This window comes from Pseudomonas sp. W3I7 (assembly GCF_030816095.1).
In the GTDB taxonomy this organism is placed as follows: domain Bacteria; phylum Pseudomonadota; class Gammaproteobacteria; order Pseudomonadales; family Pseudomonadaceae; genus Aquipseudomonas; species Aquipseudomonas salomonii.
Genome location: NZ_JAUSXP010000001.1, coordinates 5122092 through 5144206 on the forward strand (window position 1 = coordinate 5122092; position 22115 = coordinate 5144206).

Below are 22115 nucleotides of genomic sequence, written 5' to 3' on the forward strand. Positions count from 1 at the left end.
TGACCCTTATGCACCCACACATGATCAAACTGCTGAGCCTCTCGGGTCTGACCCTCGGCCTGCTGGCGGCCAGCCAGGGCGTGCGCGCCGATGAAGTCAAAGCCCCCACGTTCACCGCCGAGCCGTGCTGCAGCCTGTGCCCGGCCGCCCATGACGCAAAAAACTACACCACGCGTTACCAGCAGAACTTCACCACCCTGGTGCAAGCCCAGGGCGACTGGCTGTTCCGTACCCAGGAAGATTTGCGCACCGAATTCGACACCAGCCCCGCGGGCTACAAACGCATGCAGCAACTGCACGATGCGTTCAAGGCCAAGGGCGTGGAGCTGGTGGTGGTCTATCAGCCGACCCGTGGCCTGGTGAACCGCAACAAGCTCAACCCTGAAGAAAAAGCCGCGTTCAATTTCGACAAAGCGCTGGGCAATTACAAAAGCATGCTCGGCCGTTTCGCCAAGATGGGTTATGTGGTGCCGGACCTGTCGCCGCTGACCAACGAACAGTTGCCCGATGAACTGCCAGCCCACGATTTCTACTTCCGTGGTGACCAGCACTGGACGCCATACGGCGCTCAACGCACGGCAAAAATCGTCGGCGCCAAAGTGCGCGCCATGCCCGAGTTTGCCGATATTCCCAAGCGCGAGTTCGAAACCAAACGCTCCGGGCGCATGGGCAAGACCGGCACCCTGCACAACATGGCCGGGCAACTGTGCGGCACCAGCTACGCGATCCAGTACATGGACCAGTTCACCACCGAGCCTAAAGGCGAAGCCGGTGACGGTGACTTGTTCGGTGATTCGGGTAACCCGCAAATCACCCTGGTGGGCACCAGCCACAGCGGCAAGAATTACAACTTCGCCGGCTTCCTGGAACAGGAAATCGGTGCCGACATCCTTAACGTCGCCTTCCCTGGCGGCGGCCTGGAAGGTTCGATGATCCAGTACCTGGGCAGCGACGAGTTCCAGAAAACCCCGCCGAAAATTCTTATCTGGGAATTCTCGCCGTTGTACCGCCTCGACCAGGAAACCATTTACCGCCAGATGATGGCGCTGCTCGACAACGGCTGCGAAGGCAAGCCTGCGCAAATGAGCGCCAGCACCACGCTCAAACCCGGCAAGAACGAGTTGATGGTCAACAGCTCCAACAAAGACCTGCGCAACGCCAACCATCAGGTCGATATCCGCTTCGCCGACCCGTCGGTGAAAACCTTGCAAGCCACCCTCTGGTACATGAACGGGCGCCACGAGGACATCAAGATCGAGAAACCCGAAACATCCGATACAGACGGGCGTTTCGCCTTTGAACTGCGCACCGATGAAGACTGGGCCTCGCAGAACTTGCTGGCCGTGGAAGTGCAAGGCCCCGAAGCGGGCACTGCTGCGCAGAAAGTCGAAGCGAAAATTTGCACACGCAACGTGTTCCCGGCGAGTGGTCAACAGACCGCCCAGCTTGGGAAGTGAGGTTACTTATGCAGAAATTATTGATTCCAACGCTGCTGGGCCTGGCGATGTTCGCAGGTGTAGTCAACGCCGCCGCGCCTCTGCGTCCACCCCAGGGCTATTTCGCCCCGGTGGAAGCGTTCAAGACCGGCGACTTCAAGAATGACTGCGACGCCATGCCGGCGCCGTACACCGGCTCGCTGCAATTTCGCAGCAAGTACGAAGGCTCGGACAAGGCCCGCGCCACCTTGAATACCCAGTCGGAAAAAGCCTTTCGCGACAGCACTGCCGACATCACCAAGCTGGAAAAAGACACCAGCAAGCGCGTGATGCAGTTTATGCGCGACGGCCGCCCGGAGCAGCTGGAATGCACACTCAACTGGCTTACGAGCTGGGCCAAGGCCGATGCGTTGATGTCCAAGGACTTCAACCACACCGGCAAGTCGATGCGCAAATGGGCGCTGGGCAGCATGGCGTCGGCCTATGTGCGCCTGAAGTTCTCCGACTCGCACCCGCTGGCCAACCATCAGCAGGAATCGCAGTTGATCGAAGCCTGGTTCAACAAGCTCGCCGATCAAGTCGTCAGCGACTGGGACAACCTGCCACTGGATAAAACCAACAACCACTCCTACTGGGCCGCATGGTCGGTGATGGCCACTTCCATCGCCACCAACCGTCGTGACCTGTTTGATTGGGCGGTGAAGGAATACAAGGTCGGCGCCAACCAGGTGGACGCCCAGGGCTTCTTGCCCAACGAACTGAAGCGCCAGCAACGCGCCCTGGCGTACCACAACTACGCGCTGCCGCCGCTGTCGATGATCGCCAGCTTTGCCCTGGTCAACGGTGTGGACCTGCGCCAGGAAAATAACGGCGCGCTCAAACGCCTGGGCGACAAGGTGCTGGCCGGAGTTAAAGACCCGGACATCTTCGAGCAGAAGAACGGCAAAGAGCAGGACATGAAGGATCTCAAGGAAGACATGAAATTTGCCTGGCTTGAGCCCTTCTGCACCCTCTACACCTGTGCGCCGGAGGTGATCGAGCGCAAGCACGGCATGCAACCGTTCAAGACTTTCCGCCTCGGCGGTGACCTGACCAAGGTCTACGACCCGACGCACGAAAAAGGCAACAAAGGTTCCTGAAAAAACAACTGACGAAACTGGGTCCCAGTGTGGGAGCGGGCTTGCTCGCGAAGGCGGAGTGTCAGTCAACACATCCGTTACAGAACCACCGCTTTCGCGAGCAAGCCCGCTCCCACAGTTTGAGCCGGTTTCGTCAGTAGGAATGTAGTACCGCCCTCCCGCGAAATCGTGGGGGGTTTGGGGGGGCCGTTGGCCCTTGACTGTTGGTTAAACATGGAGAGATCGGGATGGTTTTCTCGTCCAATGTGTTCCTGTTTCTGTTCTTGCCGATCTTTCTCGGCTTGTACTACTTGAGCGGGCAACGCTATCGCAATCTGCTGCTGCTGATTGCCAGCTACGTGTTCTACGCCTGGTGGCGAGTGGACTTCCTGGCGCTGTTCGCCGCCGTGACGCTGTGGAATTACTGGATCGGCCTCAAGGTCGGTGCCGCCGGCGTGCGCACCAAACCGGCACAGCGCTGGCTGTTGCTCGGCGTGGCTGTCGACCTGTGCATCCTCGGCTACTTCAAGTACGCCAACTTCGGCGTCGACAGCATCAATGTGATGATGAAGTCGGCGGGCCTGGAGCCGTTTATCCTCACCCACGTACTGTTGCCGATTGGCATCTCGTTCTACATCTTCGAGTCCATCAGCTACATCATCGACGTGTACCGTGGCGACACCCCGGCAACCCGCAACCTCATCGATTTTGCGGCGTTCGTGGCGATCTTCCCGCACCTGATTGCCGGCCCGGTGTTGCGCTTTCGCGACCTGGCCGACCAGTTCAACAACCGTACCCACACCCTCGACAAGTTCTCCGAGGGCTGCACGCGGTTCATGCAGGGTTTCATCAAAAAGGTCTTCATCGCCGACACCCTGGCGGTGGTGGCCGACCATTGCTTCGCCCTGCAAAACCCCACCACGGGCGATGCCTGGCTCGGCGCGCTGGCCTACACCGCGCAACTGTACTTCGACTTCTCCGGCTACAGCGACATGGCCATCGGTTTGGGCTTGATGATGGGTTTCCGCTTTATGGAAAACTTCAAGCAGCCGTACATCAGCCAGTCGATCACCGAGTTCTGGCGCCGCTGGCACATCAGCCTGTCCACCTGGCTGCGTGACTACCTGTACATCACCCTGGGCGGCAACCGTAAAGGCACGCTGACCACCTATCGCAACCTGTTCCTGACCATGCTGCTCGGTGGCCTGTGGCACGGCGCAAACATCACCTACATCGTGTGGGGCGCCTGGCACGGCATGTGGCTGGCGATTGAAAAAGCCATCGGCCTGAATACCGCGCCACGCAGTTTCAACGTGGTTCGTTGGGCCTTTACCTTCCTGCTGGTGGTGATGGGCTGGGTGATCTTCCGCTCGGAGAACCTGCACGTCGCAGGCCGTATGTACGGTGCGATGTTCAGCTTTGGCGAATGGTCGCTGTCGGAACTCAACCGCGCCAGCCTCACCGGTCTGCAAGTGGCAACCCTGGTGGTGGCGTACGCAACGCTGGCGTTCTTCGGCCTGCGCGACTTCTACACCAACCGCCCTGCCGAGAAAGCCAAGCCTGCCGACCCGAGCCTGATCAAGGCCGTGCCTGGCGACAACCCGGACAGCATCCACCAGCCAGGTTTCACCGTCGGCCAGGACGCCGCCGTACAACCGGCTTACTGGACCGCTGACTGGCCACGCTACGCGATGCGCGCTGCGGTGCTGCTGCTGTTTGTGGCGTCGATCCTGAAACTGTCGGCGCAGAGTTTCTCGCCGTTCCTTTACTTCCAATTCTGAGGGAGCCGACCATGACCCGTTCATTTCGCGTCCTCTATATCACGCTGTTCCTGCTGGTGCTGCTGGCCCTGGGCGCCTGGTCGACGCGCAGCTTCTTCGGCTTCAGCACCAACGCCGACGCCACCGTGCTCAACGGCCGCTGGACCAAGGCCGTCGAGACCCACTACGACGACGAGTTCCCGATCAAACGCCTGGGCACCAACCTCTGGGCGGCGCTGGACTACAAGCTGTTCAATGAAGGCCGCCCCGGCGTGGTGCTGGGCCGCGACCACTGGCTGTACAGCGATGAGGAATTCAACCCCATCGTCAACGAAGACCAGAACCTGCAAGGCAACTACGCGCTGGTCGAAGGCGTGCGCCAAAAGCTCAAGGCCCAGGGCATCCAACTGGTGATGGCGATTGTGCCGGCCAAGGTGCGCCTGTACCCGGAACACGTGGGTGAAGTGAAACCGGCGAGCATCCACGCCAACCTGTACGAGGACTTCCACGCCCGCGTGGCGGCCGACAAGATCATTGCCCCTGACCTGCTTGGCCCGCTGCAACAGGCCAAGCTGGGCGGCACGCAAGTGTTCCTGCGCACCGACACCCACTGGACCCCGGACGGTGCGGAAATCGCTGCCAAACAGTTGGCCAAGACCATTGCCGACAAGACGCCGCTGAGCGGTGAGCCACAGCGCTTTGTCACCGAAGCCGAAAAAACCGAACCGCACAAAGGCGACCTGCGCCTGTTCCTGCCGCTGGACCCGCTGTTTGAAAACCTGATGCCACCTAAAGAGCCGCTGCAAAAACGCGTCACGCACCTGGCGGAGAACAAAGGCGACGACGCCCTGTTTGCCGACAGTGAAACCCCAGTGGCCCTGGTGGGCACCAGCTATAGCGCCAACCCCAACTGGAACTTCGTCGGCGCCCTCAAGCAAGCCTTGCACAGCGACGTCATCAACTACTCCGAAGACGGCCACGGCCCGATCCTGCCGATGCTCAGCTACCTGAAAAGCGATGACTTCAAGAACAGCCCGCCCCAAGTGCTGATCTGGGAGTTTCCGGAACGTTATCTGCCCGTCAACAACGAAATCGGTGATGCCGACCCACAGTGGGTTGCGCAGCTTAAACAAGCCGGTTCGCGCCAACAGAACATGGCTTTGAACACTCAAAAATCCGAGACGCCCGACCGGGCGCAAAACTGAAAGAGAGGTAACTCACATGACTTTCACTACTACTCCGCGTCGTCTCGCCAAGACCCTGGCCATCGCTGCCGGCTTGAGCTTCGTATCGATGTCCGCCTTCGCCGGGGGCGACGCCGCCCTCTACGGCCCAACCGCGCCAAAAGGCTCAAGCTTTGTACGTGTGTACAACGCCAGCAACCAGGAAGTCAGCGCCACCGTCGGCGCCACCAACCTGAGCGACGTTGCACCGCTGGCCAGCAGTGACTTCAGTTTCATGCCCGGCGGCGACTACAGCGCCAAGGTCGGCAGCCAGACCGTGCCGGTCAAGCTCGCGGCCGATCACTACTACACCCTGGTTAACAGCGGCAGCGGCCAGCCCCAACTGATCGAAGAGCCGCCGTTCAAGAACAAGCAGAAATCCCTGGTGCGTGTGCAAAACCTCAGCGACAAGGCCCTGACCCTGAAGACCGCCGACGGCAAGACCGATGTGGTCAAGTCGGTGGCCGCCAAGGGCCGTGGCGAGCGCGAAATCAACCCGGTGAAAGTGAGCCTGGCGTTGTACGACGGTGACAAGAAAGTCGGCGATGTGAAGCCAGTGGCTTTGGAACGTGGTGAAGCGGCGGTGCTGTACGTGACCGGTTCCGGCTCGAGCATTTCGCCGGTGTGGGTGAAACGCCCCGTGTCGACCCGCTGATTAGTTTTCTGAACTGACACCGGCCCCTGTGGGAGCCGGGCTTGCCCGCGATGGCGGTGGTGAATCCAACACCGCCATCGCAGGCAAGCCAGCTCCCACACTGACCGAGACAGTCCGTTCAGACCGAGACAAAAACAAGAGTGAAACGACAAACCTTCGTAGCTCTGACCCAAATCGATTCAAGGAGAAACACCCATGATCCCAGTAATCCTTTCCGGTGGTAGCGGCTCACGTCTTTGGCCGCTTTCCCGCAAACAGTTCCCCAAGCAATTCCTGGCCCTCACCGGCGAACACACGCTGTTCCAGCAAACCCTGGAGCGCCTGGTGTTCGAAGGCATGGACGCGCCGATCGTGGTTTGCAACAAAGACCACCGTTTTATCGTCAACGAGCAACTCAGCGCCCGCAAGCTCGAATGCCAACGCGTGCTGATGGAACCCTTCGGCCGCAACACCGCGCCGGCCGTGGCCCTAACTGCGATGATGCTGGTCAACGAAGGCCGCGACGAGTTGATGCTGGTGCTGCCCGCCGACCACGTGATCGACGACCAGAAAGCCCTGCAACGCGCCCTGGCCCTGGCCACTGTGGCGGCCGAGCGTGGCGAGATGGTGCTGTTCGGCGTCCCGGCGACCCGTCCGGAAACCGGTTACGGCTACATCAAGTCCAGCAACGATTCGCTGCTGCCCGAAGGCGTCAGCCGCGTGCAGCAGTTCGTGGAAAAACCCGATGAAAAACGCGCCGTCGAGTTCGTCAAAAGCGGCGGTTACTTCTGGAACAGCGGCATGTTCCTGTTCCGCGCCAGCCGCTTCCTCGAAGAGCTGAAAAAACACGACCCGGACATCTACGACACCTGCGTGCTGACCCTGGAGCGCAGCGAACAAGATGCCGACACCGTAACCTTCGACGAAGCTACCTTCGCCTGCTGCCCGGACAATTCCATCGACTACGCGGTGATGGAAAAAACCCAGCGCGCCTGCGTGGTGCCGCTGAGTGCCGGCTGGAGCGACGTGGGTTGCTGGGCCTCGTTGTGGGCGGTCAATGACAAAGACGCCAATGGCAACGTGAGCAAAGGCGACGTGGTGATCCAGGACAGCCGCAACTGCATGGTGCATGGCAACGGCAAACTGGTGTCGGTGATCGGCCTGGACAACATCGTGGTGGTGGAAACCAAGGACGCGATGATGATTGCCCACAAGGACAAGGTTCAGGGCGTCAAGCAGATGGTCAACACCCTCAACGAGCAAGGCCGCAGCGAAACCCAGAACCACTGCGAAGTCTACCGCCCGTGGGGCTCCTACGACTCGGTGGACATGGGTGGGCGCTTCCAGGTCAAGCACATCTCGGTCAAACCGGGCGCGTGCCTGTCGCTGCAGATGCACCACCACCGCGCCGAACACTGGATCGTGGTCAGCGGCACGGCGGAAGTCACTTGTGACGAAAACGTGTTCCTGCTCTGCGAGAACCAGTCCACCTACATCCCGATCGCCTCGGTGCACCGCCTGCGCAACCCGGGCAAGATCCCGTTGGAGATTATTGAAGTGCAATCGGGCAGCTACCTGGGCGAGGACGATATCGAACGCTTTGAAGATATCTACGGGCGCTCCACCCCGGTCGAACGTGGCGTGTCGGTGAAAACTATCGCGCAGTAACACGGTCGTACAAGAAGCCCTCATCCAGCCCGCTGCGTCCCCTATCCGCAGTGGGCTGGGTGGGGGCTTTTTCTTTGGGCCTTGCGTTGACTGCAAGGGCCTCATCGCAGGCAAGCCAGCTCCCACATTCGACTGCATTCCAAAGGTGTACCCGCGCCAACTGTGGGAGCTGGCTTGCCTGCGATGGCGTCCGAAAGCACCCCGCCAGCATTGACCCCTGCCCCCTTCCTGCCTATCCTCGCGCCTGTCACGACTCATTCGTGATGAGGTTTGACGGCCTCGCGAACTCATAGGATCCCATTTTCATCAGGAGATCCACCATGTCCAAACAAACCACCCGCCCCACCCCCTTCGGCCCCAGCGAGCGCAGTGAAGAACCTCTTTTTTGCGTACAACCCGGCATTCCCATCGAACATGCACTGGAACATGCCAGCTATGTTTTAGGCACCGCGCGCGTGCTCACCCTGGCAGCTCAAGACCTGTGCACCGAACACCAGAGCTACCTGAACTGGGCCAGCCTGCAATTGGCTGAAACCGGCTTGGCATTGGTTGAAGCTTCCATCGAAGGTTTGCAGGCTGATTCTTCCGCTCAGTAAGTAAGTCTTCGCAGGCAAGCCAGCTCCCACAGTGGAACGCAATCCAACGGTGGGAGCTGGCTTGCCTGCGATGGCGCCCGCCCAATCAACACTTATCTCAAGCTACCCAATCCCACCTACGCTTAAGTTAGGATGCTCGTTCACTATTCGAGGTGGTCTCCATGTTCTTCGGCGTTCTCTTGATCATCACCTGGCTGATCCTGCTGCTGCGCTACCCCGCCAAAGCCTTGCCGGTATCGCTGGCCGCCGCCGTCGGCCTGGGTTTTGTGGCGATCTGGGTGGTGTGGCTGGACAGCCGCGAAGCGTCGCAACTGGCGCGTCTGGAACTGCGCATCAGCTACGCGCCACAGGATTGCCCGGCCGACCGCCCATTGAAACTGCTGCTGATCAATGGCAACGACGTGCCGCTCACCGAGTTGCGCTGGCGTCTCGCGGCCTATGCGCCGGGGGACACGGTGAACCTGGCCGATAATGTTTATGCTGCCCCGCGCTACCGCGGCCCCGGCGAACTACAGGCCGGCGCCACCTGGGATGACTGTTTGCCCACGCCGCCCCTGCGCCCCGGCTACCGCCCACAAACCCTGGAATTTCGCGCCGAGCACCTGCAAGGCAGTTTCTCGGACTGACAAAGGATTGATCCATGCCCAATGTACTGATCACCGGTTGCTCCAGCGGCATCGGCCGCGCCCTGGCTGACGCCTTCAAATCCGCCGGCTTCGACGTGTGGGCCAGCGCCCGCCGCGAAGCAGACGTCGCCGCCCTGGCTGCTGCCGGCTTCAATGCCGTGCTACTGGACGTCAACGACAGCGTGGCCTTGCAGCGCCTGGCCGAACAACTGGGTGAACTGGATGTGTTGATCAACAACGCCGGCTACGGCGCCATGGGCCCGCTGCTCGACGGCGGCACCGAAGCCATGCAGCGCCAGTTCGAGACCAATGTATTTTCCATCGTCGGCGTCACCCAGGCGCTGTTTCCCGCGCTGCGGCGCAGTAAAGGTTTGGTGGTGAATATCGGCAGCGTTTCGGGTGTGCTGGTCACGCCGTTTGCCGGTGCGTACTGCGCCTCGAAAGCCGCGGTGCATGCCTTGAGCGATGCATTGCGTATGGAACTGGCGCCGTTTGGTATTCGGGTGCTGGAAGTGCAGCCGGGAGCCATCGACACGAGTTTCGCCAAAAACGCCGGCGCCCAGGCCGAACGGCTGATCAACGAACAATCGCCCTGGTGGCCCTTGCGCGAAGGCATTCGTGCGCGCTCCCAGGCCTCGCAGGGCAACCCGACATCTGCCGAGCAATTTGCAGCGCAAGTGCTCAAGGCGGTGCAACACCCAAAACCGCCAAGGATGTTGCGTGCGGGCAATGGCAGCCGAGCGCTGCCGTTGATGGCGGCGCTGCTGCCAAAAGGATTGCTGGAGAAAGTCCTGAAAAAGCGCTTCGGACTCTCTGGCTCACTCTAGCCCTTCATAAAATCAATAAACGCCCGCACCTTCAGCGGCAAATGCCGTGTATCCGGGTACATGGCGTAAATGCCTTGCGGGGCAAACCGATGATCCGCCAGTAAGCGCACCAACCGCCCCGCGTCCAGATCGCCCTGCACCAGCCATTGCGGCAGTACCGCCACACCGTGTCCACGCACGGCAAAAGCCTGGAGCACAGACGCACTGTCGGCCACCAGTGCAGCAGGGCCGGAACGGTATTGATGCTCGCCGCCGGCCGGGTCGGTCAGGCTCAGCTCCGTCAAGCGGCCATGGCCCAGCTTGGGCACGCGCTCCAACGCATCCAGGGTTTGCACCTCGGCAAACTCAGGCGCGGCTACGGCAAACACCTCAAAGGTCGACAGCTGCACCGCCCGGTGATTGGAGTCGAGCAGTCGCCCCAACCGAATCGCTACGTCAAAGCGCTCGGAGATCAAGTCCGCATGGGTGGAGGATGTGGATAAGTGAATGTTCAAGTCCGGGTGCAGGCGCCGAAAAGCTTCCACCGCTGGTGCAACGACTGCCAGCGCGTATTCCACCGTGGTAGTGATGCGTAAGGTGCCTTTGAGTTGCGCATGTTCAGAGCGAGCTTCTTCCACTGCCAGCCGGGCTTCTTCCAGCATGCGCGTGCAACGCAGGTAAAAGCGCTCACCGGCATCCGTCAGCGCCAACTGGCGAGTGCTGCGAGTTAACAGGGTCACGCCCAGTTCCGCCTCAAGGCGCTTGAGGTTGAAGCTGACCACGGCGCGGGTCTGGCCCAGCCGGTCGGCGGCGGCGGTGAGCGAGCCGGCCTCGACCACGGCTTTGAAGGTGTCGAATCGGTCCAGGCTGACCATAAACCTCGCGTTCCTTTGTCAAAATATTTTTGACAAACTAACAGGCAAACCGGCGTATCCCAAACCCTGCATCACGCCTACCCTGCCCGCTTCACTCGCAGGATCGCGTTTATGACCTACCGCTCGAAAGTCGCCTGGATCTTTCTACTGGGCTTTGCCCTGGACCTGGTGAACATGTTTGTCGCCACCGTCGCCTACCCGGATATCGCCCTGGAACTGCACGCCTCGGTGACGCAATTGGCCTGGGTCAGCAACGCCTACATGCTCGGGTTGACCGTGATCATTCCTTTTAGCGTGTGGCTGGCAGCCCTGTTGGGCGAACGCAACCTGATAGCCACCAGCCTGTTGCTGTTCGCGGGAGCCTCGGTGATGGTTGGCCAGGCCGGTTCGATTGAAGCGCTGATCGGTTGGCGTTTGCTGCAAGGCCTGGGCGGTGGCTTGCTGATCCCAGTGGGGCAAGCCCTGGCATATCGGAACTTTCCACCCGCGCAACGCAGCTCACTGACGGCGCGCGTCATGTCGGTAGCCCTGCTGGTGCCGGCGTTGTCTCCAGCATTGGGTGGCGTGATTGTCGACAGCGTCTCGTGGCGCTGGATCTTCTACGCCAACCTGCCGCTGGCGTTGATCACCTTGCTGCTGGCAGTGCTGTGGATAAAACCCGACGTGCCTGCAACAGTGCGCCCGGCACTGGATGTGGGAAGTATCTTCAAGCAAATCCGCAGCCCGATGCTGCGCGTGGCGATGCTGGTGTACCTGTGCATCCCTGGCGTATTTATCGGTACCAGCCTGATCGCCATCCTCTATCTGCGCGGCCTGGGCTATGACGCCACACAGACCGGTGCGCTGATGCTGCCGTGGGCAATGGCATCGGCACTGGCGATTTACCTGAGTAAAAAACTGTTCAACCGTTGCGGTCCAAAACCGTTGCTGCTGGCGGGCATGGCCCTGCAATGCATTGGCATCCTGCTGTTGAACCAGTCAACCTGGGTGATTCCCGCCTACGCGTTGATGGGTCTGGGCGGCAGTCTGTGCAGCAGCACCGCACAGACGCTGGCGTTTCTCGACATTGGCGCCGAGCGCATGGGCCACGCCAGCGCCCTGTGGAACATCAACCGGCAAGTGAGCTTCTGCCTCGGCGCGGCGCTACTCAGCGCGCTGTTGTCGGCCTTGGATTCCTTCGCCACAACCTTCACGATAGCCGCAGCCTTGACACTGCTGCCCCTTTTCGCGGTGCTGCGCCTGGATGCGTCCAGAGTACGGACACTGCTTCACCCTGCCAGCGAGGCATAGCCATGATTGATTACAGCGATTTTTTTGAAGAAGTGATCCAGACCCACGTCGAGATCGAACAATGGTTTGCCGGGGTCGCACCTGAAGGCACGTTGCAGAACTTGCTCGCGCGGTTTTCGCCTGAGTTCAGCATGGTTGCGCCAGCCACCGGCGCACGGGTCAATGCGGCCGGAGTGAATGCGCTGTTCACCCGCTTGGGCGGCATGCGCCCAGGGCTGAAGATCACCCTGAGCGAAATGACCGGGATTGACCGGCATGCACGAGGTGCCACGGTGACTTATCGCGAGCATCAGATTGATAACAGCGGCACGCAGACTGACCGCCGCGCCACCGTGGTGTTCGAGAAGCAGGCGAGTGGTGCGCTGTTGTGGCGGCATTTGCACGAAACGTTCTGCTCACACGGCTGAGCACATCGACGGTTCGTCTGAACGCCATGCTCACCTGTTACTTCTGACAGTAGACGCGCTCCAGCCCTTCACGGAAGCTCTCATTGACCGGGATTCGTAAGCCTTAAGGCGTCATAAGGCATCCGCCGGTGGACATCACTTTCGTCTTTGGGAGCTTTTATGATCCGCGATAACTCGACACTCCGTGCAGGTGACCGCGATCCGACGTTCGGCTCCGGCGGTGAACTCACGCTGACCATACTGCCTGACTATATTGGCACTGACCGCCTGATCAAGGGCGTCCTGCCCCTGCCGGACGGCAAAATCCTGGTCAGTGTCGGGGTGTCGATGGTGGAGCAGTTTGGATTTCGATACGGCCTGGTGCGGTTGACCCACGACGGGAAACTGGATGAGAGCTTTGGTAATAAAGGGGTGATCATCAACGCGTTCAGAAAAGACAAGGACAGTAACGGTGGCAGGCTGCTGCGCCTTAAAGATGGGCGCTTGCTGATGCTCGGCGTAATCATTCCGAACGAGGTAAACGATGCTGCACATTTGGCGATGGCCTGTTTCACCGCAGACTACGCGCTGGACAAGACGTTCGGAGGAAACGGTACAGGCCATCTGGTTATCGACAATCAGCCCACCGAAGTCTATATAGCCGACACCGCCAAAGTCTCTCAGCAAGCAGATGGCAAACTACTCATCAGCACCACCTATCACAGACTCGGCGACTGGCAGGTCACCACGGGCGTACTGTATCGACTGCATCCCAATGGCACTCTCGACACAACCTTCAATGGTACAGGCCGCCTGGAACTCAAAGGTCAAGACCCCGAGGCATCCACCGGCCTGAGTGCCTGCCTCGTGCAAGCCGAGGATAAAATCGTTGTGGCGGGCCATATCTGCTTTCAACCTCAACGGGGCACGGCGCTCGTTGCGCGCTTTGATAAAGACGGTGCCCTCGACACAACGTTTGGCCATCGAAATACACCGGGATACTGCACGGTGCCGGTAGGCTCCGACTGGACCCAGTTCAACGACCTGCTCCCCACGGCCCGAGGTTTTATTGGCGTGGGTGAAGCCGGTGCAAACCCTCCCAGTGCAGAAAATAAGGGGCTGCTTGTCGGTCTATCCAAAGAAGGTCTCATGGACGCCGATTTCAATAACGGCGAGCCGGTGCTGACGAAATACTCTGCAAACATGAACAACGCTTGGGCCGACGGTTACGTACAAACTGAAGGAGAACTGGTTATCCCCACAAAATGGGGTGATGCGCGCACTTCACGTTGGGAGAAGAGCGGCAACGCCGATCTCCAGTTCGGTACGGGCGGCGTTGTGGGAGAGGGCTACCTGATTACCGGCCAGCCGACCATGGTAGTCGGCCGTCTTGATGGAAAAATCCTTTGGTCCGGTAACCCCGTCGGGATCGGCGGATCGCTAGGCAAGCTTGTCAGCTACCTGGGCTAGTCAACGACAGCGGCACTGAGTGATGGCATAACCACGACCGTGCAGGTGATGCCAGCTGCCAACAATACGCCTTCCGGCACCTCATCAATATGAATCCGCACCGGCACCCGCTGGGCCAGGCGCACCCAGTTGAAGGTCGGGTTCACATCGGCGATCAGCTCACGGCTCTCGGGGTTGTCGCGGTCGTAGATTCCTCGCGAGATGCTTTCCACGTGGCCCTTGAGCGTCTCGCCGCTCATCAGTTGCATATCGGCTTTGTCGCCGACGTTGACGTGCGGCAGCTTGGTCTCCTCGAAGAAGCCGTAGACCCAGAACGAGTTCATGTCCACCACGGCCATTTTCGCCTCGCCGATGCGTGCGTAGTCGCCACGATGCACATTGAGGTTGGTGACATAGCCGTCCACTGCCGCCACCACGTGCGTGCGTTTCAAGTTCAGCTCGGCGGCTTCCAGTTGCGCCAGCGCATGCTGGTAATCGGCCAGGGCGGAGTCGGCGATGTTGCTGGCGTCGTCGCGGTTTTCCCTGGAGATCACCAGCGCATCCAGGTCGGCACGGCGATGGGCGTTGACCTTGCGCATCTCCCAGGTGGCCTTGCGTGAAGCCACCAGCGACTGCGCCTGCTTGACCGCAATGCGGTAGTGCTCAGGGTCGATCTGCATCAGCAGGTCGCCCTTTTTCACCAACTGGTTATCACGCACCGGCACGTCGACCACTTCACCCGTGACGTCCGCCGCCACATTGATAATGTCGGCGCGCACGCGGCCGTCGCGGGTCCAGGGCGTTTGCATGTAATGCACCCACAGCGTGCGGCCAATCCAGATCGCCAAAGCCAGTACCAGCAAGGTTGCGAGCAGGCTGAAAAACTTTTTCATCGGGGCATTCTCAACGGTAGACGCTCAGCGCCAAGGCGCCGAACAGGCAAACGAACAGGCTCAGGCGCAACAACGCCGGGTGCCAGAAAAAACGGTACAGGTCGAACCCGGCCAGGAAGCGGTCCAGCGCCCAGGCCAGCACGGCCGCCATCAAAAACATCAGGGTCATGGTCGGCATATACAGGCCGTGGAACGCGATTTCACGGGGCATGCGGGGCTCCTTTAAGGGCCGCCAGTGGCGATTGCGGGTCGAGCAACGAGGTGCGGATAAAGTGCAGGTAGCTCTTCACACGCCGCAGGGCGGAGGTGTCGAAGTGCGGGGCGAAGGGTTCGTCGGTGGCCTGCACGCGGCTGATCGCGTGGTCGACAGCGACCAGGCCGCGCTCCAGGTTGCTCGCGCTGGGTTGCAGGAACAACCGCACCAGCGAGCGGCCCATCACGCGGATCGCCTGGCGCCACGGCTGGGATTCGGCATACGCCGGGTGCACCGGCAAAATCGCCTGTTCCTTGCGCAGCTCGATGATTGCGTGGCCGACCTCCAGCACCACGAACATCCAGCGCAGCAAATCACGCTGCACATGCGGTTGGCCGGCGGCGAGGCCGTAGGCCTGGTGCAGCAAATCGCGGGTGCGGCTTTCAAAACTCGAGGCCAGGCCCTTGAGCTTGCCGCTGATCGCGTACACCACTTGCTCGCGCAGGTCCTGCTCCAAGCGGCGCCACAGCCAGCGGCTGTTGGGCGGCAGGATGATCGCCCCCGCCGCCGCGCACACCAACATGCCGATGATCATGGCGATGTAGTCGTTGATAAAGGTGTAGGGGTTGTAGACCGTGAGGTTGTCCGGCACCGAGCCGGTGCTGAAGAAGATCAACAGGCCGACGCCCACGCCGGCATATTGCGGGCGTGAGGCCAGGAACGCGCCGAAGATGATCACCGGAGCGAGCATCACGCACAGCAGCGGGAAGCCGTCGATCCAGGGGAACACGAAGAACATTTCGACAAAGCCCACCAGTGCGCCGATCAAGGTGCCGCAGGCCATCTGGAACGCCATGCGCTTGGGGTTGGGCGTGGCGGCGGACAGGCCGACCGTAGCAGCGGCAATCAGGGTCATGGTTGCGCCGCTGGGCCAGGCGGTGGCCACCCAGTAGCTGCCCAGCACGATCAGAATGAACGACGCACGAATTCCCGAAGCCGCGCAGGCCAGCCAGTTGGTCTTGGGGATAAAGGTCTCGTTCCACTGTTCGCGTTCATGGCTGTGGTCGGCCAAGGAAGCGTGGGTCAGCGCGTAGTTGTGCAAGTCATCGACAAAGCGATAAAGCAGCTCATAGGCGGTATGAAAATCCAGTTGCTCGGCTTCGCTCGGGTTGCCCTCTTGAAAGGCCGCACGCAGAGCACGCACCTTGGCGGGCAGGCCGTCCTTGTAGGCACTGAGCTGGTTGACCAGCCGTGCGGCGTCGGGGCTGGTAAGTGCCCGGCCGGAGAAGCCATCGAGCACTTCGGCAAGGTCCTGCAGGCCAGGCTTGATCGCCGCAACCACGTGATCGGCCGCATCGGCACGCAACCGTTCGAGCAACTGGTGCAGGGCGTTGAAACGCGTGGTGATGCTCATGAATTCGCTGTTGAGGCGGCTGAGCCGACCATTGCGCCGACGCATGTGCGGGTCTTCGAACACGGTGACGCTGCGCAGCCCTTCCAGGCCCACCGCCTCAGCGATAAAGCGCACATTGCTGGCCTCGAAACCGTCGCGCTGGCTGCGCCCACGCAGGCCGTCGGTGACGAACAGCGCGAACACGCCAAAGCGTTGATACAAGGCGTTGCGCATCGCCGCGCTGGAGGTTTGCGGCAGGATCGCGGCGCTGACCACGGTGGAGCAGATAATCCCCAGGGAGATTTCCAACACCCGCCATACCGCCGCCATAAACGCGCCGTCCGGGTTCGCCAGCGCCGGTAAACCGACCATCGCCGCCGTATAGCCGGCCAGCACAAACCCGTAGGCGCGAAAGTTGCGATTACGCGTGGCACCCGCGGTGCAGATACCCACCCAGATCGCCAACGCGCCGAGAAACAACTCGGTGTTCTGCGCAAACAAGGCAATCAACAAGACCATCACCGCCGACCCCGCCAAGGTGCCGAGGAAGCGATAAAAACTCTTGGCAAACACCTGGCCGCTCTGCGGTTGCATCACGATAAATACGGTGATCATCGCCGTGCGCGGTTGCGGCAACTCCAGGCGCATGGCCAGCCACAACGTCAGGAACGCAGCAATCAGCACCTTGAAGATATACACCCAGGTCACGCCGTCGCTGCGTGCCCAGTCGAAAAAACCACGGCGCCACTCAAGGGAGTGCAACCAGCGCAGCGGTGCAGGCAAGCGAGTCATTACAGTCTACTCAGTGATCAAACACGGCAAGCGCCGCCGGGGTTTTGCCGGGAAGTGTCTTGGCGTCCTGTGGTACGTCGTTGCCGGCGCCGAGCCCGCCACCCAATGCCGTAACCAGCTCGGCATGGGCACTCAGGCGCGCGGCCTGCACCTGTTGCTCGATCTGCTGCTGGCGGAACAACAAGGTCTGGGCGTTGAGCACATTGAGGTAATCGGTGAGGCCGCGCTGGTAAGCGATCATGGCGATGTCGTAGGTTTTCTGCGCCGAGGCCACTGACTGCGCGGCAAAGTCGGCTTGCTTGTCCATGGATTCGCGGCGGATCAACTGGTCGCTGATGCCCTTGAGCGCGTTGACCAGCGTCTGGTTGTACTTGGCCACGGCGAGGTCATACCCGGCGCTGGCTTCGCCCAACTGCCCGCGTAAACGGCCGCCGTCGAAGATCGGCAAGCTGATCGCCGGGCCGACGGTGTAGTTGAATTTCTGCCCGCTGAGAAACCCCAGCATCGTACCGCCGGTGGCCACATAGCCGAGGCTGCCGACCAGATCGACGTTGGGGTAGAAACCGGCGTGCGCCACATCGATGCCGCGGGCCTGGGCGGCGACCTGCCAGCGGCTGGCGACCACGTCCGGGCGTTGGCCGAGCAGTTGCGCGGGCAGCCTTGAGGGCAGCTTCAGCGGCGCAGCCAGGGACAAACTCGGGCGTTGCAGTTGTGCGCCTTGGCCTGGGCCTTTGCCGGCCAATGCCGCGAGTTGGTTGCGGCTCAGGGCGATTTCTTCGTCGAGGGCGTCGAGCTGGCGATGGGTTTCCGGCAGCGGCGTTTCGGCCTGGCTCACGTCGAAATGCGTGCCGATCCCGGCATTCAGGCGCTTGTTGGCCAGGTCGAGAATCTGCTGTTGCTGGGCCAGGGTGGCGGCGACGATATCGCGGTTGGCGAAGTGCAACGACAGCTGGATATAGGCGCGTACCACATTGTTCTGCAATTCGAGCTGGGCCTGGCGTGCTTCGGCGGCGCTCATGTGCGCCAGGTCGACGGCGCGTTCGCTGGCATTGCTTTCGCGGCCCCACAGGTCGAGGGCGTAGCTCAGGCCCAGGGATGAGGTGTTGTCCCAGGTATTGGCACCGCTCAACGCCCCCGGCCCGTAGAACTGATCTTTCGGCCAGCTGTGGCGCTTGAGGGTGGTGTCACTGTTGATCTGCAACGACTCGGCCGACTCGGCAATCCCGGCCATGGCCCGCGCTTCCCGCACCCGCGCGGCGGCCATGGCCATGCTCGGGCTGTTTTGCGTGGCGAGGTCGACCCAGCGGTTGAGTTGCGTGTCGCCATAGGCTTGCCACCATTGGGTGGTGGGCCAATGGGCGTCCTGGGCGGCGCTCTGAATGGCGGCGTCGGTGGCCAGGGTATTGGCGTTGAGGGCCTGGCCTTGGGGGGCGATTCCTCCGGTTCCGATGCAGCCGCTGATTGCTAACGATAAGGCCAAAACACTGAGAGCCTTAAGCTCTCTGCTGATGCGACGCGGCACGGCGAACGAATTCCTGAGGTGGTGAGGCGGGGAAGGTGGCGCAATTCTAGGGGGCGCCATGGGGAACGATAAGCTGGCATTCCTGTGAATCTTTGTTACCGTTCAGGCGATAATCCGTTGGTAGGGATCACTGGACGGCGTAACTTTCTGTCACAATTTGCTATCTCCCTTGAGAACACTCCATGGACACTTTGCAAAATATGCGCGCCTTCAGTTGCGTGGCCGAGGCCGGCAGCTTCACCGCCGCCGCCGTGCAACTGGACACCACCACCGCCAACGTCTCGCGCGCGGTCTCCAACCTTGAGGCCCATCTGCAAACCCGCTTGCTCAATCGCACCACTCGCCGCATCGCGCTGACCGAGGCCGGCAAGCGCTATTTGCTGCGTTGCGAGCAGATCCTTGCTTATGTCGAGGAGGCCGAAGCGGAAGCCAGCGACGCCCACGCGCGCCCAGCCGGGCAGTTGAAAGTGCACACCATGACCGGCATCGGCCAGCATTTTGTGATTGATGCCATTGCCCGTTACCGGCGCACCCACCCCGACGTGACCTTCGACCTGACCCTGGCCAACCGCGTGCCGGACCTGCTCGACGAGGGTTACGACGTCTCTATCGTGCTGGCCAGCGAACTGCCGGACTCGGGTTTTGTGTCCCAGCGCCTGGGCATCACCTACAGCATCGCCTGTGCCTCGCCGGATTACGTCAAGGCCAAAGGCTGCGCGCAGCGGCCACAGGATTTGCTCAACCACGCCTGCCTGCGCCTGGTCAGCCCGGTGGTCCAGCTGGATAAATGGACTTTCAATGGCCCCGAAGGCCAGGAAAGCGTGGCGATCAACACCTCGCCGTTCCTGGTCAACTCGGCCGATGCGATGAAAACCGCGATCACCAGCGGCATGGGCGTCGGCCTGCTGCCGGTGTATGCGGCTATTGAAGGTTTGCGCAACGGCTCGCTGGTCCGGGTGATGCCCACCTATCGCTCGCAGGAGCTGAACCTGTACGCCATCTACCCGTCGCGTCAGTACCTGGATGCGAAGATCAAGACCTGGGTGGAATACCTGCGCGGTTCGTTGCCGGAGATTCTGGCGGCGCATCAGGCGGAGTTGGTCGCGTATGAGTTGAGCGGCAGCCTCGGCGGCACACGCCTGGCGAACTGATTTATACCTGGCAACACAGATCAACTGTGGGAGCGGGCTTGCTCGCGAAGGCGGTGTATCAGCCACTGGATGTATCGACTGACCCACCGCATTCGCGAGCAAGCCCGCTCCCACATTTTGAACTGTGTACACATGGGGTCGGCGGTGTCCTGACAATTGTCGGCAGGAATGTTAGCGTGCTTACCATTCTCCCGTAGTCGATGAGCCCGCCTGCAATGAAAAAGACTGTCCTCGCCTTCAGCCGTGTCACCCCGGAAATGACCGAACGCCTGCAACAGGATTTCGAGGTGATCGCGCCGAACCCCAAGCTGGGTGACCTCAACGCTCAATTCAATGAAGCCCTGCCCCACGCCCATGGCCTGATCGGCGTAGGCCGCAAGCTGGGGCGTGCGCAGCTGGAAGGCGCGAGCAAGCTGGAAGTGGTGTCCAGCGTGTCGGTGGGCTACGACAACTACGACGTGCCGTACTTCAACGAGCGCGGGATCATGCTCACCAACACCCCCGACGTGCTCACCGAAAGCACCGCCGACCTGGCCTTCGCCCTGCTGATGAGCAGTGCGCGCCGCGTGGCCGAGCTGGATGCCTGGACCAAGGCCGGCCAGTGGAAAGCCAGTGTTGGCGCGCCGCTGTTTGGCTGCGATGTACACGGCAAGACCCTCGGCATAGTGGGCATGGGCAATATCGGCGCAGCCGTGGCCCGGCGCGGGCGCCTGGGCTTCAATATGCCGATTCTGTACAGCGGCAACAGCCGCAAGACCCAGCTGGAGCAGGAGCTGGGCGCGCAATTTCGCAGCCTGGACCAGTTGCTGGCCGAGGCGGATTTTGTCTGCCTGGTGGTGCCGTTGAGCGACAAGACCCGCCACTTGATCAGCACGCGCGAATTGGGGCTGATGAAGTCCAGCGCGATCCTGATCAATATTTCCCGTGGGCCTGTGGTGGATGAACCGGCACTCATTGAAGCGCTGCAAACCCAGAAAATCCGTGGCGCCGGGCTGGATGTATATGAGCAGGAGCCGCTGGCCGAATCGCCGCTGTTTAAGCTGAGCAATGCGGTGACCCTGCCGCATATCGGCTCGGCCACCCATGAAACCCGTGAAGCGATGGCCAATCGCGCCCTGGACAACCTGCGCAGCGCCTTGCTGGGGCAGCGCCCGCAGGATCTGGTCAACCCGCAGGTCTGGAAGGGCTGACGCCGATCTCATATGGGATGGGTTTTGTGTGGGAGCTGGCTTGCCTGCGATGCAGGCACCTCGGTCTTCCAGTTGCACTGAGGTGATGCCATCGCAGGCAAGCCAGCTCCCACACAAGCCCAGCCCGACACAAAATCCGGTTAAAGCCTGGCTCCCCCAAGTCGATAACCCTCTATAGATCGTCATCCCTGATCCACAGAAGGTTTTTATGTCCACCACCAAAGCCCGCGCAGATTCACTCTCGCTTCTGCTCTTTACCTTGCGCAGCGGCAAGCTGATGGCGATCAACCTGCTCAAAGTCAGTGAGATCATCCCCTGCCCGCCGCTGACCAAGCTGCCGGAGTCGCACCCGCACGTCAAAGGTATCGCCACCCTGCGCGGCGCCTCGCTGTCGGTGATCGACCTGAGCCGCGCCCTCGGCGAGATGCCGCTGCAAGACCCGAACGGTGGCTGCCTGATCGTCACCGATGTCAGCCGTTCCAAGCAGGGCCTGCATGTGCAGGCGGTGAGCAAGATCGTGCACTGCCTGACCACCGACATCCGCCCGCCGCCCTATGGCTCCGGCGGCAATCGCTCGTTTATCACCGGCGTGACGCAGGTCGAAGGCGGCCTGGTGCAGGTGCTGGATATCGAAAAGGTCATCCACGGCATCGCCCCGGCCCCCGTTGAAGCGGCGCCGACCGACTTGACCATGGAAGAAGCCGAAGTACTCGGTAACGCGCGCATCCTGGTGGTGGACGACAGCCAGGTGGCTCTGCAGCAATCGGTGCACACACTGCGCAACCTCGGCCTGACCTGCCACACCGCGCGCAGTGCCAAGGAAGCCATTGATGTGCTGCTGGAGCTGCAAGGCACGGTCGAGCAGATCAACGTGGTGGTGTCGGACATCGAGATGTCCGAAATGGACGGTTACGCCCTCACCCGCACCCTGCGCGAAACCCCGGATTTCCAGGAGCTTTACGTGCTGCTGCACACCTCTTTGGACAGCGCGATGAACAGCGAGAAAGCGCGCCTGGCCGGTGCTGACGCGGTACTCACCAAGTTCTCGTCGCCCGAGCTGACCAAATGCCTGGTGGTAGCCGCGCAAACTGTGGCGCAAAAAGGCCTGTAAGCG

20 protein-coding genes are annotated in these 22115 nt (G+C 61.1%); 15 read left to right on the top strand and 5 right to left on the bottom strand.

Annotated elements, in window-relative coordinates; translation table 11 throughout:
- The first annotated feature begins 8 nt into the window (after window positions 1-8).
- The 9 genes from QF043_RS23650 to QF043_RS23690 all read left to right on the top strand — a co-directional run bounded on the left by QF043_RS23650 (window position 9) and on the right by QF043_RS23690 (window position 9888).
- On the top strand, window positions 9-1457 hold the full coding sequence (locus QF043_RS23650; RefSeq protein WP_307421496.1) for an alginate O-acetyltransferase: 1449 nt from the start codon (window positions 9-11) through the stop codon (window positions 1455-1457).
- 8 nt (window positions 1458-1465) lie between these two features.
- Window positions 1466-2575, top strand: a complete 1110-nt coding sequence (locus tag QF043_RS23655) for a mannuronate-specific alginate lyase (RefSeq protein ID WP_307420392.1) — start codon at window positions 1466-1468, stop codon at window positions 2573-2575.
- A 227-nt stretch (window positions 2576-2802) separates the two neighbouring features.
- Entirely contained in the window at window positions 2803-4335 is a 1533-nt protein-coding gene (locus tag QF043_RS23660; RefSeq protein WP_305457878.1) for an MBOAT family protein, read from the top strand.
- Window positions 4336-4346: 11 nt separating this feature from the next.
- Entirely contained in the window at window positions 4347-5519 is a 1173-nt protein-coding gene (locus QF043_RS23665) for an alginate O-acetyltransferase (RefSeq protein ID WP_307420393.1), read from the top strand.
- Window positions 5520-5535: 16 nt separating this feature from the next.
- A complete protein-coding gene (locus tag QF043_RS23670) occupies window positions 5536-6192 on the top strand; it encodes an alginate O-acetyltransferase AlgF (RefSeq protein ID WP_053254501.1) in 657 nt (218 codons plus the stop codon).
- 195 nt (window positions 6193-6387) lie between these two features.
- Window positions 6388-7839 (top strand): mannose-1-phosphate guanylyltransferase/mannose-6-phosphate isomerase, encoded by a 1452-nt coding sequence (locus QF043_RS23675; protein ID WP_056858955.1) that lies wholly within the window; start codon window positions 6388-6390, stop codon window positions 7837-7839.
- A 320-nt stretch (window positions 7840-8159) separates the two neighbouring features.
- Window positions 8160-8435, top strand: coding sequence for a DUF3077 domain-containing protein (locus QF043_RS23680; RefSeq protein WP_064450788.1), 276 nt, complete (start codon window positions 8160-8162; stop codon window positions 8433-8435).
- A gap of 161 nt (window positions 8436-8596) precedes the next feature.
- A complete protein-coding gene (locus QF043_RS23685) occupies window positions 8597-9061 on the top strand; it encodes a multidrug transporter (protein WP_307420394.1) in 465 nt (154 codons plus the stop codon).
- A gap of 14 nt (window positions 9062-9075) precedes the next feature.
- Window positions 9076-9888, top strand: coding sequence for an SDR family oxidoreductase (locus QF043_RS23690; protein ID WP_307420395.1), 813 nt, complete (start codon window positions 9076-9078; stop codon window positions 9886-9888).
- Here the strand turns inward: QF043_RS23690 and QF043_RS23695 are convergent.
- Window positions 9885-10742 carry a LysR family transcriptional regulator gene (locus QF043_RS23695; protein ID WP_138452322.1) on the bottom strand — a complete coding sequence of 286 codons (858 nt, stop codon included), beginning with the start codon at window positions 10740-10742 and terminating at the stop codon, window positions 9885-9887. The two genes, QF043_RS23690 and QF043_RS23695, sit on opposite strands and share 4 nt — an antisense overlap.
- Before the next feature lie 111 nt (window positions 10743-10853).
- Here QF043_RS23695 and QF043_RS23700 point away from each other — a divergent pair, with 111 nt between their 5' ends.
- The 3 genes from QF043_RS23700 to QF043_RS23710 all read left to right on the top strand — a co-directional run bounded on the left by QF043_RS23700 (window position 10854) and on the right by QF043_RS23710 (window position 13888).
- Entirely contained in the window at window positions 10854-12032 is a 1179-nt protein-coding gene (locus QF043_RS23700) for an MFS transporter (RefSeq protein ID WP_307420396.1), read from the top strand.
- A gap of 2 nt (window positions 12033-12034) precedes the next feature.
- Window positions 12035-12439, top strand: coding sequence for a DUF4440 domain-containing protein (locus QF043_RS23705; RefSeq protein WP_307420397.1), 405 nt, complete (start codon window positions 12035-12037; stop codon window positions 12437-12439).
- Window positions 12440-12598: 159 nt separating this feature from the next.
- Window positions 12599-13888: a hypothetical protein gene (locus QF043_RS23710; RefSeq protein ID WP_307420398.1), complete on the top strand. Its 1290-nt coding sequence runs from the start codon at window positions 12599-12601 to the stop codon at window positions 13886-13888.
- On the opposite strand, the gene QF043_RS23715 is transcribed toward QF043_RS23710, so the two are convergent.
- From QF043_RS23715 to QF043_RS23730, 4 genes are read right to left on the bottom strand one after another with little or no spacing between them, the layout of a single operon-like run.
- Window positions 13885-14760 (bottom strand): HlyD family secretion protein, encoded by an 876-nt coding sequence (locus QF043_RS23715; protein WP_307420399.1) that lies wholly within the window; start codon window positions 14758-14760, stop codon window positions 13885-13887. The two genes, QF043_RS23710 and QF043_RS23715, sit on opposite strands and share 4 nt — an antisense overlap.
- Window positions 14761-14770: 10 nt before the next feature.
- Complete coding sequence (locus QF043_RS23720; protein ID WP_307420400.1) at window positions 14771-14971, bottom strand: DUF1656 domain-containing protein; 201 nt, start codon at window positions 14969-14971, stop codon at window positions 14771-14773.
- Window positions 14961-17138 carry an FUSC family protein gene (locus QF043_RS23725; protein WP_307420401.1) on the bottom strand — a complete coding sequence of 726 codons (2178 nt, stop codon included), beginning with the start codon at window positions 17136-17138 and terminating at the stop codon, window positions 14961-14963. The genes QF043_RS23720 and QF043_RS23725 overlap by 11 nt, the downstream gene beginning before the upstream one ends.
- A 10-nt stretch (window positions 17139-17148) precedes the next feature.
- Window positions 17149-18660 (bottom strand): efflux transporter outer membrane subunit, encoded by a 1512-nt coding sequence (locus QF043_RS23730; RefSeq protein ID WP_307420402.1) that lies wholly within the window; start codon window positions 18658-18660, stop codon window positions 17149-17151.
- Between the two features lie 182 nt (window positions 18661-18842).
- On the opposite strand from QF043_RS23730, the gene QF043_RS23735 reads away from it, so the two are divergent.
- From QF043_RS23735 to QF043_RS23745, 3 genes are all read left to right on the top strand, one after another.
- On the top strand, window positions 18843-19811 hold the full coding sequence (locus QF043_RS23735) for a LysR family transcriptional regulator (RefSeq protein ID WP_058419353.1): 969 nt from the start codon (window positions 18843-18845) through the stop codon (window positions 19809-19811).
- A 215-nt stretch (window positions 19812-20026) separates the two neighbouring features.
- On the top strand, window positions 20027-21001 hold the full coding sequence (locus QF043_RS23740) for a D-glycerate dehydrogenase (protein ID WP_307420404.1): 975 nt from the start codon (window positions 20027-20029) through the stop codon (window positions 20999-21001).
- A gap of 208 nt (window positions 21002-21209) precedes the next feature.
- A complete protein-coding gene (locus QF043_RS23745) occupies window positions 21210-22112 on the top strand; it encodes a chemotaxis protein CheV (protein WP_017138169.1) in 903 nt (300 codons plus the stop codon).
- Window positions 22113-22115: the final 3 nt, after the last annotated feature.

Bases quoted from the DNA above. Each gene is read 5' to 3' on its own strand.
- QF043_RS23650 (WP_307421496.1), top strand. From the start codon at position 9: ATGCACCCACACATGATCAAACTGCTGAGCCTCTCGGGTCTGACCCTC.
- QF043_RS23655 (WP_307420392.1), top strand. From the start codon at position 1,466: ATGCAGAAATTATTGATTCCAACGCTGCTGGGCCTGGCGATGTTCGCA.
- QF043_RS23660 (WP_305457878.1), top strand. From the start codon at position 2,803: ATGGTTTTCTCGTCCAATGTGTTCCTGTTTCTGTTCTTGCCGATCTTT.
- QF043_RS23665 (WP_307420393.1), top strand. From the start codon at position 4,347: ATGACCCGTTCATTTCGCGTCCTCTATATCACGCTGTTCCTGCTGGTG.
- QF043_RS23670 (WP_053254501.1), top strand. From the start codon at position 5,536: ATGACTTTCACTACTACTCCGCGTCGTCTCGCCAAGACCCTGGCCATC.
- QF043_RS23675 (WP_056858955.1), top strand. From the start codon at position 6,388: ATGATCCCAGTAATCCTTTCCGGTGGTAGCGGCTCACGTCTTTGGCCG.
- QF043_RS23680 (WP_064450788.1), top strand. From the start codon at position 8,160: ATGTCCAAACAAACCACCCGCCCCACCCCCTTCGGCCCCAGCGAGCGC.
- QF043_RS23685 (WP_307420394.1), top strand. From the start codon at position 8,597: ATGTTCTTCGGCGTTCTCTTGATCATCACCTGGCTGATCCTGCTGCTG.
- QF043_RS23690 (WP_307420395.1), top strand. From the start codon at position 9,076: ATGCCCAATGTACTGATCACCGGTTGCTCCAGCGGCATCGGCCGCGCC.
- QF043_RS23695 (WP_138452322.1), bottom strand. From the start codon at position 10,742: ATGGTCAGCCTGGACCGATTCGACACCTTCAAAGCCGTGGTCGAGGCC.
- QF043_RS23700 (WP_307420396.1), top strand. From the start codon at position 10,854: ATGACCTACCGCTCGAAAGTCGCCTGGATCTTTCTACTGGGCTTTGCC.
- QF043_RS23705 (WP_307420397.1), top strand. From the start codon at position 12,035: ATGATTGATTACAGCGATTTTTTTGAAGAAGTGATCCAGACCCACGTC.
- QF043_RS23710 (WP_307420398.1), top strand. From the start codon at position 12,599: ATGATCCGCGATAACTCGACACTCCGTGCAGGTGACCGCGATCCGACG.
- QF043_RS23715 (WP_307420399.1), bottom strand. From the start codon at position 14,760: ATGAAAAAGTTTTTCAGCCTGCTCGCAACCTTGCTGGTACTGGCTTTG.
- QF043_RS23720 (WP_307420400.1), bottom strand. From the start codon at position 14,971: ATGCCCCGTGAAATCGCGTTCCACGGCCTGTATATGCCGACCATGACC.
- QF043_RS23725 (WP_307420401.1), bottom strand. From the start codon at position 17,138: ATGACTCGCTTGCCTGCACCGCTGCGCTGGTTGCACTCCCTTGAGTGG.
- QF043_RS23735 (WP_058419353.1), top strand. From the start codon at position 18,843: ATGGACACTTTGCAAAATATGCGCGCCTTCAGTTGCGTGGCCGAGGCC.
- QF043_RS23740 (WP_307420404.1), top strand. From the start codon at position 20,027: ATGAAAAAGACTGTCCTCGCCTTCAGCCGTGTCACCCCGGAAATGACC.
- QF043_RS23745 (WP_017138169.1), top strand. From the start codon at position 21,210: ATGTCCACCACCAAAGCCCGCGCAGATTCACTCTCGCTTCTGCTCTTT.